Origin of the sequence: Bradyrhizobium sp., from assembly GCF_019244115.1 — a bacterium.
Classification (GTDB): domain Bacteria; phylum Pseudomonadota; class Alphaproteobacteria; order Rhizobiales; family Xanthobacteraceae; genus Bradyrhizobium.
This window is the reverse complement of record NZ_JAFATE010000248.1, coordinates 1-13,110: the sequence shown is the minus strand read 5'-3', so window position 1 is coordinate 13,110 and position 13,110 is coordinate 1. Positions and strand designations below refer to the sequence as shown.

Below are 13,110 nucleotides of genomic sequence, written 5' to 3'. Positions count from 1 at the left end.
CACGAGGTGGACCATCCACATTCGCCGGTCGCGTATTTCGGCGCCGATCAGCCGTTGCCGCTCGACTGCGGCATCAATCTTTCCCCTTTCCAGATCGCCTATCAGACCTATGGCGAGCTCAACGCCGACAAGTCCAACGCCATCCTGATCTGCCATGCGCTGACGCTCGACCAGCACGTCGCCAACATCCATCCGCTGACCGGCAAGCCCGGCTGGTGGGAGCCGATGGTTGGGCCCGGCCGCCCGCTCGACACCAACAGCTACTTCATCATCTGCGCCAACGTGATCGGCGGCTGCATGGGCTCGACCGGACCGGCCTCGACCAATCCGGCCACCGGCAAGCCGTGGGGGCTGGATTTTCCTGTCGTCACCATTCCCGACATGGTGCGGGCGCAGGCGATGCTGCTCGACCGGCTCGGCATCAAGACGCTGTTCTGCGTGGTCGGCGGCTCGATGGGCGGCATGCAGGTGCTGCAATGGACGGCCGCCTATCCCAGCCGTGTGTTCTCCGCGCTGCCGATCGCCTGCTCGACGCGCCATTCCGCCCAGAACATCGCGTTCCATGAGCTCGGCCGGCAGGCCGTGATGGCCGATCCGAACTGGCACCAGGGCCGCTACGCCGAGCACGCCACGCTGCCGCACCGGGGCCTGGCGGTGGCGCGGATGGCGGCGCACATCACCTATCTCTCGGACGCCGCGCTGCATCGAAAATTCGGCCGCCGGATGCAGGACCGCGAGCTGCCGACCTTCTCGTTCGACGCGGATTTCCAGGTCGAGAGCTATCTGCGCCACCAGGGCTCGTCCTTCGTCGAGCGTTTCGACGCCAATTCCTATCTCTATCTGACGCGCGCCATGGACTATTTCGACATTGCCGGCGATCATGACGGCGTGCTCGCATCCGCCTTCCGCGGCATCAAGACCCGCTTCTGCGTGGTCTCCTTCACCAGCGACTGGCTGTTCCCGACCGCGGAATCGCGCGCGCTGGTGCATGCGCTGAACGCTTCCAGCGCGCGGGTCTCGTTCGCCGAGATCGAGACCGACCGCGGGCATGATGCGTTCCTGCTCGACGTGCCCGAGTTCTTCGACATCGCGCGCGGTTTCCTGCAATCGGCCGCCAAGGCGCGCGGCCTCACCAGCAACGGCGGCTGACATGCGTGCGGAACAGCAGGTCCTGCCACTGAACGGCTTTGCGTCCGAGCCCACGCGGCGCTACCGCGCCGACCATCTGCTGGTCGCCGAAATGGTCGAGCGCGGCTCAAAAGTGCTCGACGTCGGCTGCGGCGACGGCGATCTCTTGCAGCTGCTCGAAGGCCGCGGCATCGACGGCCGCGGTGTCGAGCTGTCGCGCGAGGGCGTCAACCGCTGCGTCGCCAAGGGGCTTGCCGTGGTGCAGGGCGACGCCGACACCGATCTCATCGATTATCCCGACGATGCCTTCGACTACGTCATCCTGTCGCAGACGCTGCAGGCGACGCGGCAGCCGAGAACGGTGCTGGAAAATCTCCTGCGCATCGGCCGCCGCGCCATCGTCTCGTTCCCGAATTTCGGCTTCTGGCGGCTCCGCCTGCAGCTCCTGATCGGCGGCCACATGCCGCGCACCGAAAACCTCCCCAACACCTGGTACGACACGCCGAACATCCATTTCTGCACCATCAAGGATTTCGTGCAGCTCTGCGATGAGACCCACGTGAAGATGGAGCGCGCGGTCGCGCTCGACAATTACGGCCGACCGCTGCGGCTCAACCTGCCCTGGTGGTTCTGGAACATGTTCGGCGAGCAGGGCGTGTTCCTCTTGAGCCGCGCGAGCAAGACGAAGTAACCCGCCGGAGCTCGCGTTCGCAAATCAGGAATCCAGCGCCACAACAGCCTTCTTGCGAGGTATGCCCATATTGCGTCCGCTTGCAATCGTCTCTGACTGCGGCGAACGGTCTGCAGAAATTGGAGCTTTATTTCATGCGCTCCGATCCATAATGTCTTCCTATCGGCAACATCGTCGCCTGGGGATGCAGGAGAAGTTGGTTGGCTGCGCGATTGCTCTTTACCAACGCCGGTTATGCTCCCAGCAACAATCTGGCCCGCAGCCTGCGAGCAGGTGCCGAGCCTGCCTTCATCGTGGGTTGCAATGACGACCAGTTCACCCTGAAGAGATCCGACGCGGACAGAAACTACCTCGTGCCGCCGGCTAACCATCCCGAATGGGGCCAGGCACTGCGACGGATTGTCGAAGCAGAACACCTTAGTCTGATTGTCCCTACCATTGATTCGGATCCGGACAGCCTGTCGCGCGTGCGCAAGCAGATCGGTGAGTATTTGTTCCTGCCACGCGCATCCGTGCTCGAACTCTGTCGTGACAAGTACCGCCTTACTGCGTTCTTGCGCAGCAACGGCGTCGACACTCCGGCGAGCTACCAGGTGAAGGATCTGGGGCACGTCACCAAGATCTTCCGGGAGTTGAGGGGCAGGCCACTCTGGTGCCGTGTCCGAGACGGGGCGGGCGCGCTTGGCGCGTTGCCGGTCCGGACACCGGAGCACGCGCGCAGCTGGATCCGGTACTGGAAGGAGATGAGGGACGTGCCAGTCCCTTCGTTCATGCTTTCAGAATACTTGCCGGGCCGCGACTTCGGCTGTCAAAGCCTCTGGAATGACGGCGAGTTGGTGCTGATCAAGACGTACGAACGGCTTTCCTATCTCGGGATGGGGAGTAAACCGGCACAAGTGTCTTCGGTGGCAGCCCTGGCGAAGACCGTGTTCGAACCGAAGGTCGTCGACACCTGTACACGGGCAATCCGATTGCTTGATGCAAAAGTGTCCGGTGTCTTCAGCGTGGATCTCAAAGAGAACGTGCGCGGTGTTCCGTGCATTACGGAAATCAACGCAGGTCGGTTTTCGTCCGCGACGAACATCTTCGATCTGGTCGGGAAGCACAACATGGCCCAGAGCTATGTCCGGCTGGCGAACGGCCTGCCGGTCGACATTGAGAGCAGTTACGACGCTGCTCCCGATTGGTACATGCTGAGAGGCATCGATGGCGCGCCGTGTATCTTTCACGCCTCCGAATTCTCCGATAACATCGGCAAGCTTGGCAAGGCGCCGGCCCGCATCGGGGCCGCTTGAGGGCAACCGGAAGGTAATTTCACATGGCAGATATTCAAATCTATAGACAAATAAAGAAGGGTCGAACGTTTTTGCGGGTGGAGGTCACGCCCAAGAGCGCGGAGACGCGCAAATTGCTTCGTCAATTCCAGGCGGGAGTCAGGGAATTTGAGAAAAACTGGAAAGCGACCGACGCCTATCGCGCCGCGAGAAAGGCCAAGAAAGCAAAGAAAAAGAAGACCGCCAAGTAGAGCAGTCGAGCATCACGTCGTCACGGTTACGATTGATCGAGACCTCGACAGCCATCAGCTGGAGACCATCCAACTGGAGTTGCGAGCTCTCGCTCGAGCTTGCGGGCTGGAGGTCAACGGCATCGAGGTGGAAACCTCGACGCGCCGCTAGCCGACATTGCGTTGCCCAATTTGGGATCGCGCATAATCGGTGTCGCGACACTTTTGGCTCGCCTTCTCTCAGGAGGAGCAGCCACAGGTGGCTTGCTCCTCGAGCGAAAACTGCATCCCGAGTTCGGTGAACAGAGCCCTGGCGGCGTTGACGTGCTCTTCAGCGCTCGCCTGCTGGCCGATCCCTCGGTAACGTCTTCCGAGCCCGAGGTGACATTGAGCCGCGAGAGGTCGCAGACCGAGCTCCTCGGCCCTTCGCAGTGCCTCGAGAAAATTCGTCTCGCATTCGTTCAGGGTAGCAGGGTCTGTCGCGCGAAGCTCAGCTAAAAGTCGAAGTGCGTAAGCTTCATGGCCACGTTCGCCATGTTTGCGTGAAAGCATGAGCGCCCGTTGGCCGCACCGCTCGGCTTCGGCGGCACGAAGCTTCCGCAGATAAGCCTCGCCCAAGCGGACTATTGTCATTGCGAGCCCGCTCATACGGTGCATTGCGGCCGATTCTCGTTCTGTTTCCTCCAACAGAACGATAGCCTCGTCTAGGCGATCGGAGAGGCAATACGCATATCCAAGGGATGTACCGATCAGCGGTGTCATCAATGGCAGAATCCATGAGCGGCACAGCTCGAAGCCTTGCTCGAGGACGCTGATGCCTCGCGGCGCCTCGCCCCGGAGGGCTAGAACAGTGCCGGCTCCATAATAGGAGAACGCAAGGCTGTAGACGTGATTGGCAGCTCTGGCAATTTCCACGGCCTCTTCCGCAAAGCGCACGGCCTTGTCGAACTCGCCGAGCTCGGCAAGCGAACACACCAGATAGACCCGTCGGAACACGCCCTGAACGCCGGTCGTGCCCAATGTGTCGGAGGCGAGATCATTTGGAAGGCGCTCGACCGCCCTGGATAATATGTCTACCGCGCGATGATGATCTCCCCGTGCCGTCAAAGCCGCTCCTAGATGTCCGCTGATGATCGTCCGGAGCGACAGGTCATCCAATTCGTCCGCGATGGCCACGGCGCGTTCGCCCGCCTCGATCGCCGGGCCGAGCTCGCCCAGCAAGCGGTAGTATTGGCACGTGAACGATGAGGCCTGCCCGAGCCTTCGCTTGTCGCCGAGCTGTGTCGCCTGCGCCTGCACCTTCTGCAGGTGATCCAGGCAGCTCTCAAGGTGTCCCAATGGGTGAAGCGCGTTTCGAAGGTCGAATCGGATGTCGATGGCAAGTTCAATATTGTCTCTTGTTTCGGGCAACTTCTCGATGATCGCGATCGCCTGTTCGAACCAGACTCGCCCGTTCTCGAGTGCCGACCGCGAGAGCGCCTTCAGTCCGGCCTGCCGCAGGTATCGAACGGCCTTGTCCGACAACTCCCCGCGGACCGCGTGTTGCGCGAGGCGCTCGATGTGCTCGCCCATCCGGTCCCGATACTGATTCTCGATCGTGTCGACGAGTCGTGCGTGCAGCGCGCGCCGCCGCGCCCGCAGCAAGCCATCGTATGTCACCTCGTGGGTGAGCGCGTGTACAAACGAGTATTCGACGTCCGGGTAGAGCCCGGACTCATAGAGAAAGCCGGCTGCCTGCAGCCGATCGAGCGCATCACGCAATGCGCCTTCGGACAGATCGGCCATCGGTCGGAGCACGGCCAACGGAAACTCGCGGCCTACCACCGAAGCGATTTGCAAAAGATTCTTGTCGCGGGGGAGAAGACGATCTATTCGCGCCGCCAGAATGGCCTGGACCGTCGGCGGAGCCTGAATGGCACCGGTCGGGCGCAACAGACGATAGTGACCGCGTTCTCCGGCGAGGTAGTGCGTCTCCACCAGGGAGCGGACAGTTTCCTCCATGAAAAAGGGATTGCCGCCCCGCGCGATGAGATGCTGCTTGAGTGGTGCAAGCTCGGGATCCTCGCCAAGAAGCGCCTCGAGCAGATAGGCGGTGTCACGGGTCGGCAACGCGCTTAGCCGGATCTGATGATAGTTTTCCTTGCCTCCCCAGTTGTGCTGGTAGTCGGGGCGAAAACTGACCAGCAGCATAAGGCGAGCCGAACCCAGCGAGCTCACCAGCGAATCCAGCAGTTCTTGCGTCTCGCCGTCGACCCAATGGAGGTCCTCGAAAATCAGGAGCACCGGCTGTTTGCGGGCTTCCCGCAGCAACAAGCCCTTTACGGCGTCGATGTTGCAACGTCTGCGCTGAACCGGGTCGAGCGTTTGCCAGCGCTGGTCGTCGACGGGAATGTCGAGCAGGGCCAATAGCGCGGGAAGCATCGATTCCAGCCTCTCGTCGAGCGCGAGGGTCTTATCGACCACCTTTTGGCGGATATCGTGCAGCTCATCGCGGTCCTGGATTCCAAAGTAGCTCTTGAGAAGCGCGATCACCGGCAAATAGCTGGTCGCGCCTCCGTGTGAGATGGACGTGCTCTCAAACACGCGCCAGCCAAGAAGGCCAAGGAGCCGATTCGCGTGGGTGAACTCATAAACGAGACGCGACTTGCCGATCCCGGCCTCGCCGATGACCGCCACCAGCTGGCCCGATCCGATATCGACCAACCGCTGCGTGCGCCGCAGCTCATCGAGCTCGGCCTCGCGGCCGACAAACTGGGTCAGGCCTCGGATCGTCGCGGCCTGCAGGCGAGTGCGCGCCGGCCCCGCTCCGATCAGCTGATAGACCTCCTCGGGCTCGGCCAGCCCCTTGACCGGCATCAGGCCGAGGGACCGCGCCGAGACATAATCCTCGGCCAATCGAATGGTCTTCTTCGTCGTCAGGATCGAACCCGGCTGCGCCATCTGCTCCATGCGGGCAGCCACGTGTACCGCCTCACCGACAACGGTGTATTCCATGTCCAGGTCGTTGCTGATGGCACAGATGGCGACTTCGCCGGAGTTGAGTCCGACGCGAATCCTGAGCGGGCCATGGTCGGGCTGATCGACGAGGTCCGCCAATTTGGCCGCCGCGTCCTGCATTCTCAGCGCGGCGAAACACGCGCGCACGGCATGATCCTCATGGGCTACTGGCGCGCCGAAGATCGCCATGATCCCGTCACCCATGACCCGGTTGACGGTACCTTCGTAGCGGTGAACGGCCTCGATCATCTGCTCGAGCACGGGGGCGAGGATGGCCTGCGCACTCTCAGGATCTTGGCCGGATATCAGAGCTAGTGAGCTCGTGATGTCCGCGAACAGCACGCTCACTTGCTTACGTTCACCCGCGGGCTCAGCGGTGGAAGTGGCGTTCCTGGCAAACGGCGGGCCAGTCTGTGGTCGCACCGCCTGAGAGCGCGCGGACAGATAGTTTTCGACGCTCTGACCCGTCGAATGGCCGCAATGTGAACAGAACCTCGCCGTCTGCGGGAGTTGAGTGCCGCAGTTCGCGCAAACGCGTGCCAGGGCCGAAGCACATTGTTCACAGAACCTCGCCGCTGGACTGTTTTTGTGATGGCACTTCGGGCAAATCATCTAGGTTCCTAAAAGGCCGCGCCTACGGTAACGTCGAATACCGTTGTCAACAAGGCAGTATTTCTGTTTCGCGGTCATGCCAGCGGCTGCAGGCTATGGGCGATGAGACGCACGGACGTGTATCTGACACCATCAAGACCTTCGTTGTGTGACCGGCGTCCAACATTGACCCCTCGCGCTCGACAATTACGGCCGGCCGCTGCTGACGGCGTGCCCGAACCGGACTAGCATCCGTAGATTGGAGGCGGTCATGTTCAATCCCACACAAATTGTCATCCAGGCGTTTGTCGAGCAGCTCAAAGGCAAGTACAGTCAAGTCTATGGCGACCTCGAGCCCGCCTATCGCGACATCATTGGTTTCGTCGGACGCCTCGCCTTGGAGAATATCGCCAATAGCGACGCGGCCTACCACGACATGAACCACACCATCATGGTGACGCTGGTGGGCCAGGAGATCTTGCTCGGGAGGCACACCTGCGAGGGCGGCGTTACCCCACGTGACTGGCTGCATTTCATGATCTCGCTGTTGTGTCACGACATCGGTTATGTGCGCGGGGTATGTCGGGGCGACCGCAATGGGCGGTATGTCTCGAACGAAAGCGGCGACGTCGTGCCGATATCTGCGGGAGCCACCGATGCGTGCCTGACGCCTTATCATGTCACGCGATCGAAGCTGTTCGTTCGCGAGCGTTTCGGCAAGGCGAGCTTGATCCATATCGATACCCTGCAGATCGAGGCGAATATCGAGCACACGCGATTCCCGGTGCCGGAGCTCGAGCAGCACACCAGCACGGCGGATTATCCAGGCCTGCTTCGTGCCGCGGATCTGATCGGCCAACTCGCCGACATCAACTATCCGCGCAAGACGTCGGCGTTGTTTGCGGAATTTCGCGAAACCGGCGTGAGCGAGAAACTCGGATACCAAACGCCGGAGGATTTGCGGACAGCGTACCCGGCCTTCTTCTGGCGCGCTGTTCACCCCTATATCGGCGATGCACTCCGATATCTGCGGGTCACGCAGGAAGGCAAACAGTGGATCGCTAACCTCTACGCACACGTATTCTCGGAAGAGCACCGCGAAGCCACCGGGGCGCATTGAGGCGGCTCGATGCCCCCTGGCATCGTCAGGCACCGTGAAGGTTCATGATGCAAAGCCGGATCGCGAAGACCGTTGGGGCACTCTTTGTCCACCGGAGCGGCGAGGTGCTTTTGGGATTGCGTGCGGCGTGGAAGGCCTCCTGGCCACTTCACTGGGACACGATCGGCGGGCGTGTCGAGGACGGCGAAGGCCTTGAAGAGGCCCTGGTCCGCGAGATTCAGGAGGAGGCTGGGGTTACGCCAACCAAGTTCTGCCTGCTCGCCATTGTCAGAGAGTCGCGCCCCGAAATCTACGGCGACGCACTGCATCACGTCTACGCGGTGACCGGTTGGGAGGGTGGCGAGCCGTCGAACGTCAGTGATGAGCACACAGAGTTCCGGTGGTTCAGCATCGGCGACATGCGCACGCTGACGAACATCGTCGATCCTGATTATCCGCGACTTGCACAGCAGGCTCTCTCGGGTGACGAGCCGGGGACGGACTGACAGCCGCGTCACGGCGCGGGCCGATCGCCGCGATACTTGGGACAACGAGCCGGATCGATTCCCATGAGTCTTGCCGGCCAGTCGAATTCCGCTATTGCGCATCGAAAAGCTGAATTCCACGTATCGAAGCGGCTTCGGCCAGCCATTCGAGCGCGACGGCATATTCCCTGTTTTCGATGAATTCGTTCACGACCTGACAGCTCGCGGGCGCGAGCTGAGACGCAAGCGACGAAAGCAGGGACGACAGCGAGGTCTCCAGATGCTTCCAGCTGCAATCGATCATGCTCAGCTTCGGTGGTCATGGTTTTGCAGCGCTGGTTGTGACACTGCGTTATGCAACCAAAGACCGGACTCTTATATCAACAATTGCTTAACTCGTGCGCAACTACTGTTTGCAGATCGCCGTGCTTACCAAGAAACGGATCATGCGTAGTCTCAGTGTTTACAATCGTTTCGCGATGATTATCGCGGTCTTGACCGTGGTTTTCGTCGCCGTGCTCGCCTCCCAGGTGGTGGTCCTGCGGAACACGATCATCGAGGAACGTCGGACCAAGGTGTTCGATCTGGTGGAGGCCGCCAAGAAGATTCTATCGGCCTACGATGAAAAGGCAAAAGCCGGCAAGATTTCCGCGGAGCAGGCGAGGCAGCTGGCCTTCGATGCGATCGGCGCGATGCGCTGGGGCAAATCATCAGACTATCTCGGAGTCTATGGGGCCGGCTCCGGCAATGCCGGCGTGACCTACGTGCATGCCAATCCAAAGTACATCAACGTCAACCGCTGGGACTACAAGGACAACCAGGGCCAGCTTCTGATCCAGAACATCGTCGGCAAGGCCCGCACCGGCGGCGGCTTCCTCGAATATCAGGTCCCGAAAGCGACCGGAGGTCCCGAACTGCCAAAGCTGTCCTACGCCGGTGGATATGGCGAGGGCGACAAGCTGCTCGCGATCCAGGCCGGCGTCTACATTGACGACATCGACGCCGCCGTGTTCGAGCGGGCCGTCTGGATCGGTGCGGCAGGTCTTGCGGGATTGCTGGTCGCGGCATTGGCCGCCTTCGTTCTCGGCCGCGGCCTGGTTCGCCCGCTCGGCAGGATCTGCGGCGTGATGGACGGCCTCGCCAACGGGGAGTTGAGCGCCGAGGTGCCGTTCGTAGCGCATCGGAATGAAATCGGCCGTATCGCGCGCAGCCTTGCGGTCTTCAAGGACAGGCTGATCGAGACCGAGCGTCTGCGAACCGAGCGCGATGAGGCGACGACGCGCGCGGGCGCCGATCGTAGGGCGGCGCTGGACCGGATCGCCAGCGAGTTCGAGCGCAATGTCGGCGGCATCGTCGGCGCGGCGGCGTCGGCGGCCGGCGAAATGCAGCAGTCGGCGCAGTCGCTGTTTGCCATCGCCAAGGAGACGTCACGCCAGAGCACGACGGTCGCTGCGGCCGCCGAGCAGACCACTGGGAATGTGCAGACCGTGGCGGCCGCAGCCGAGCAACTTTCGACATCGGGTCAGGAGATTTCCGGACACATCGCGCGCTCGGGATCGATCGCGCGAAGCGCGGTTGCACAGGCTGAACGCACCAATGCCATGGTCGGGGGCCTTCTGGAGGCGACCCAGAAGATCGGCGAGGTGATGGGCCTCATCCAGACCATCGCCGGGCAGACCAACTTGCTGGCCCTGAACGCAACCATCGAGGCAGCGCGCGCCGGCGAAGCGGGCAGGGGCTTTGCCGTCGTCGCAAGCGAGGTGAAAGCCTTGTCGACGCAGACCGCGAAGGCGACCGAGGAGATCGCCGATCAGATCCAGGCGATCCGCGACGCCACCGGCGGCACGGCCGACGCCATTCGGGAGATCGGCGCCACCATCGGCGAGATCGACCAGATCGCGACAGCCATCGCCGCTGCGGTGGAGGAGCAGGGCGCATCGACGCGGGACATTGCGAGGAGCGTGCAGCAGGCGGCCGAAGGCACGCGTGGAGTCACGAAAAACATCGCCGAGGTGACACAGGCGTCGAGCCAGGTCGGAACGGCCGCCGAACTTGTGCTCGGCTCGGCCGGCGAACTCGCCAAACAGTCCGAGCGGCTGAAGCAGGAAGTCGAGAGCTTTCTCGGGACCGTCAGGGCGGCGTAGGTTCTGTCATTGCGAGGCGCGTCAGCGACGAGCATCGGTAGGGTGGGCAAAGCGAAGCGTGCCCACCATCACGCAAGGATGCAGACGGGCGGTGGGCACGGCGCAAGAGCGCCTTTGCCCACCCCACAGGTCGCCGCATTGAGGTCTACGACATCTACGCAAGCACCATCGAACGCGGGTCGCGCGGACCCCAGCGGCCGGCCTCGGCCAGCGCAATGAAGCGCGCGACGGTATCGTTGAACAGCGCGGGCTCCTCCAAGTTGAGCACATGGCCTGATTTCGGGAAGAAGGTCAGCCCCGCGGCCAAAAGATGCTTTTTCAGAAACAGGCTCGGTTCGATGCAATTATCGTCTTCGTCGCCGCAGACGATCAGCGCCGGCGTCGCGACTTTCCGGATCGCCTCCGTCATGGTGTAGATCGAGGGCCGCGCGCCTTGAAAACTGCGCATCGTGTTGGCCGAGCCCTTTGCGTCGTGGCGGGCGAGCGCGGCATAAAATTCCGCATGGCCTCGCGGGTCCTTGACCAAAAATGGAATCCGCCCGGGCGCCTCGGCCGTCAGCTTGGCGACCTCGGCCGAACCCTTTGTCTCGAACTGCTCGGCATTGGCCCGGCACTGCGCGCGCCAGGCTTCCAGATGCTCCAGGTTCGAGCCTGAGCCGACGCCGGCGAGTGTCATCGACAGCATTCGCTCCGGCGCATGCAGCGCCACCTGCAACGACGAATAGGCGCCCATCGAGAGCCCGACGAAGTGCGCTTTCGCAATGTTCAGACGGTCGAGCACGGCGAGCGCATCAGTGTAGAAATGCACGTAGGTGTAGACGTCGGCGGGCCCCGGCACGTCGGAGGGCGCATAGCCGCGCGCGGAGTAGGCGATACAGCGATGGCCGCGTGAAAAATAGCGCAGCTGCGGCTCCCAGTTGGTGTGGTCGGCCGCGAATTCGTGCAGGAAGAGGATCGGCGTGCCGCTGCCCGCTTCCTCGAAATAGAGGTGGACGTGATCGCGCGTGACGGCGTGGGGCATTTGGCTTCCCTCTCCTTCGCGCATGTCCCGGCGAAGTGAAGGCCGGTTCGCCGATAAGGGACAAGCGCCAATGTGGCGGCCGGATTTCAAAATCGCAGGACATGGTTGCGGCCGCAATGGGGCGGCCCGGTTTCATCGCCACGAAATTTCCGAGAAATTTCCTCGAAGTTGTTTTTGCACTGCCACACGAGACCATGCTCTCGCCACAACCGGACATGCATACGGCCCGCGGATATCGGGCCTTGGTGCTTCCTCGGGCCGATGGGGAACAGGGGGTGTCAACGAGGAAAGTGAATGATCAATCGAACTGCGTTCTTCCGCCCACGGTTTCACGTCGTCGCTCTGGCCATGTGCTCGCTGGCATTTGCAGGCTCAGCCACGCCAGCCGCGGCACGGTCCCACCACGGAGCCGGGCGTCACGCACACACTCGCCACATCGGCCACTATGCTGCACGGAACTCGCGCCATCTTCGACATCTGGCACGCCATGCGCGCGGGGAGCGCCACCTCGCGCAGGCGCAGGACCGTGGCCTTGATGACGGCCAGGCGCGTGCCATTTCCGACACGGCGTCGAGCGGGACCGCGAACAGCCTCAGCTCTGCTGTCTCCAGCTTCAGCTCCGCCGTCTCCAATGTCGTTGCCGAGGCGCGCCGCTATCTCGGCGGCGGCAATCCCACGGGCCGCTCCACACTGTGGTGCGCGCGCTTCATGAACATGGTTCTGGAGCATACCGGCCACCGCGGCACCGGATCCGACATGGCGGCGTCATTCGCGAGTTACGGCCAGCGCGTCTCCGGTCCGCAGGTCGGCGCCATCGCCGTGATGGCGCGGCGCGGCGGCGGCCATGTCGGCGTCGTCTCCGGCATCGATGCCCAGGGCAACCCGATCGTGATCTCGGGCAATTACGGCAACCGCGTCAAAGAGGCAAAAATCTCGCGCGGGCGGATCTACGCCTACGTGCTGCCGAACTGAGTGTCATTGCGAGAATCGTAGAAGCGTAGGGTGGGCAAAGCGAAGCGTGCCCACCTTGCTTCAACGTTTGGCGGCTGGTTCGAGAATGGTGGGCACGGCGCGAAGAGCGCCTTTGCTCACCCTACAGCAGCGCGGCTGCTACAGCAGCGCCGGCTGCTCCACTGCGATCGTGTCGCCGAGACTGATCGTGCCGGGGGCGATGACCTCGGCATAGATGCCGCACTCGTTGTGGCCGAAGCTGCGCATCAGCGCGGCGGGAATGTCGAGATCGCGCGCGGCGGTTTCGGGATCGACATTGGTGGCGGCACAGCGGGTGATGGTCTTGACCACCTTCAGCCGCGCCTCGCCGACCGCGAGCGTCTGATGCAAGAGGCCTGCCTCATGCCAGGCCGGCCAGCCTTGGACGTAGAGATTGGCGCGGAAGCGTATCGGATTCACGGCCGCGCCGACCATGGTTTCGATCGCGGCAACGCTTGCC

At 62.4% G+C, this 13,110-nt stretch carries 12 protein-coding genes and 1 pseudogene; 8 read left to right on the top strand and 5 right to left on the bottom strand.

Annotated features, from left to right (window positions below; genetic code table 11):
• From metX to JOZ76_RS11160, 4 genes are all read left to right on the top strand, one after another.
• Nucleotides 1-1,149, top strand: a 1,149-nt coding sequence (gene metX, locus JOZ76_RS11175; RefSeq protein ID WP_291698694.1) for a homoserine O-acetyltransferase MetX, incomplete at its 5' end; no start/stop codon positions are given.
• 1 nt (nt 1,150) lies between these two features.
• The gene (gene metW, locus JOZ76_RS11170; RefSeq protein ID WP_291698693.1) at nt 1,151-1,819 is read left to right on the top strand and encodes a methionine biosynthesis protein MetW; all 669 of its coding nucleotides are present in this window, start codon (nt 1,151-1,153) and stop codon (nt 1,817-1,819) included.
• A gap of 200 nt (nt 1,820-2,019) precedes the next feature.
• Complete coding sequence (locus JOZ76_RS11165; protein ID WP_291698692.1) at nt 2,020-3,114, top strand: hypothetical protein; 1,095 nt, start codon at nt 2,020-2,022, stop codon at nt 3,112-3,114.
• A 23-nt stretch (nt 3,115-3,137) separates the two neighbouring features.
• Nucleotides 3,138-3,344: a hypothetical protein gene (locus JOZ76_RS11160; RefSeq protein WP_291698691.1), complete on the top strand. Its 207-nt coding sequence runs from the start codon at nt 3,138-3,140 to the stop codon at nt 3,342-3,344.
• Between the two features lie 219 nt (nt 3,345-3,563).
• Here JOZ76_RS11160 and JOZ76_RS11155 read toward each other — a convergent pair whose 3' ends face one another.
• Nucleotides 3,564-6,668 carry an ATP-binding protein gene (locus JOZ76_RS11155; protein WP_291698690.1) on the bottom strand — a complete coding sequence of 1,035 codons (3,105 nt, stop codon included), beginning with the start codon at nt 6,666-6,668 and terminating at the stop codon, nt 3,564-3,566.
• Between the two features lie 123 nt (nt 6,669-6,791).
• Nucleotides 6,792-6,932: pseudogene (locus tag JOZ76_RS38190) on the bottom strand (zinc-ribbon domain-containing protein); the annotation flags it as partial.
• Nucleotides 6,933-7,170: 238 nt separating this feature from the next.
• On the opposite strand from JOZ76_RS38190, the gene JOZ76_RS11150 reads away from it, so the two are divergent.
• Entirely contained in the window at nt 7,171-8,031 is an 861-nt protein-coding gene (locus JOZ76_RS11150; RefSeq protein WP_291698689.1) for an Npun_R2479 family HD domain-containing metalloprotein, read from the top strand.
• 44 nt (nt 8,032-8,075) lie between these two features.
• Nucleotides 8,076-8,516, top strand: a complete 441-nt coding sequence (locus JOZ76_RS11145; RefSeq protein WP_291698688.1) for an NUDIX hydrolase — start codon at nt 8,076-8,078, stop codon at nt 8,514-8,516.
• 91 nt (nt 8,517-8,607) lie between these two features.
• Here the strand turns inward: JOZ76_RS11145 and JOZ76_RS11140 are convergent, their stop codons facing one another.
• The gene (locus JOZ76_RS11140; RefSeq protein WP_291698687.1) at nt 8,608-8,799 is read right to left on the bottom strand and encodes a hypothetical protein; all 192 of its coding nucleotides are present in this window, start codon (nt 8,797-8,799) and stop codon (nt 8,608-8,610) included.
• Nucleotides 8,800-8,941: 142 nt separating this feature from the next.
• Between JOZ76_RS11140 and JOZ76_RS11135 the strand changes: the two genes are divergently transcribed.
• Entirely contained in the window at nt 8,942-10,639 is a 1,698-nt protein-coding gene (locus JOZ76_RS11135) for a methyl-accepting chemotaxis protein (RefSeq protein ID WP_291698686.1), read from the top strand.
• 154 nt (nt 10,640-10,793) lie between these two features.
• On the opposite strand, the gene JOZ76_RS11130 is transcribed toward JOZ76_RS11135, so the two are convergent.
• Nucleotides 10,794-11,660: an alpha/beta fold hydrolase gene (locus JOZ76_RS11130; protein WP_291698685.1), complete on the bottom strand. Its 867-nt coding sequence runs from the start codon at nt 11,658-11,660 to the stop codon at nt 10,794-10,796.
• 294 nt (nt 11,661-11,954) lie between these two features.
• Here JOZ76_RS11130 and JOZ76_RS11125 point away from each other — a divergent pair, with 294 nt between their 5' ends.
• Nucleotides 11,955-12,632 (top strand): TIGR02594 family protein, encoded by a 678-nt coding sequence (locus tag JOZ76_RS11125; RefSeq protein WP_291698684.1) that lies wholly within the window; start codon nt 11,955-11,957, stop codon nt 12,630-12,632.
• 138 nt (nt 12,633-12,770) lie between these two features.
• Here the strand turns inward: JOZ76_RS11125 and JOZ76_RS11120 are convergent.
• Nucleotides 12,771-13,110 (bottom strand): MOSC domain-containing protein (locus JOZ76_RS11120; protein WP_291698683.1); only part of this gene is annotated, 340 nt, incomplete at its 5' end.

Coding starts and splice junctions, on each gene's coding strand:
- metW (WP_291698693.1), top strand. CDS start 1,151: ATGCGTGCGGAACAGCAGGTCCTGCCACTGAACGGCTTTGCGTCCGAG.
- JOZ76_RS11160 (WP_291698691.1), top strand. CDS start 3,138: ATGGCAGATATTCAAATCTATAGACAAATAAAGAAGGGTCGAACGTTT.
- JOZ76_RS11145 (WP_291698688.1), top strand. CDS start 8,076: ATGATGCAAAGCCGGATCGCGAAGACCGTTGGGGCACTCTTTGTCCAC.
- JOZ76_RS11140 (WP_291698687.1), bottom strand. CDS start 8,799: ATGATCGATTGCAGCTGGAAGCATCTGGAGACCTCGCTGTCGTCCCTG.
- JOZ76_RS11135 (WP_291698686.1), top strand. CDS start 8,942: ATGCGTAGTCTCAGTGTTTACAATCGTTTCGCGATGATTATCGCGGTC.
- JOZ76_RS11130 (WP_291698685.1), bottom strand. CDS start 11,660: ATGCCCCACGCCGTCACGCGCGATCACGTCCACCTCTATTTCGAGGAA.
- JOZ76_RS11125 (WP_291698684.1), top strand. CDS start 11,955: ATGATCAATCGAACTGCGTTCTTCCGCCCACGGTTTCACGTCGTCGCT.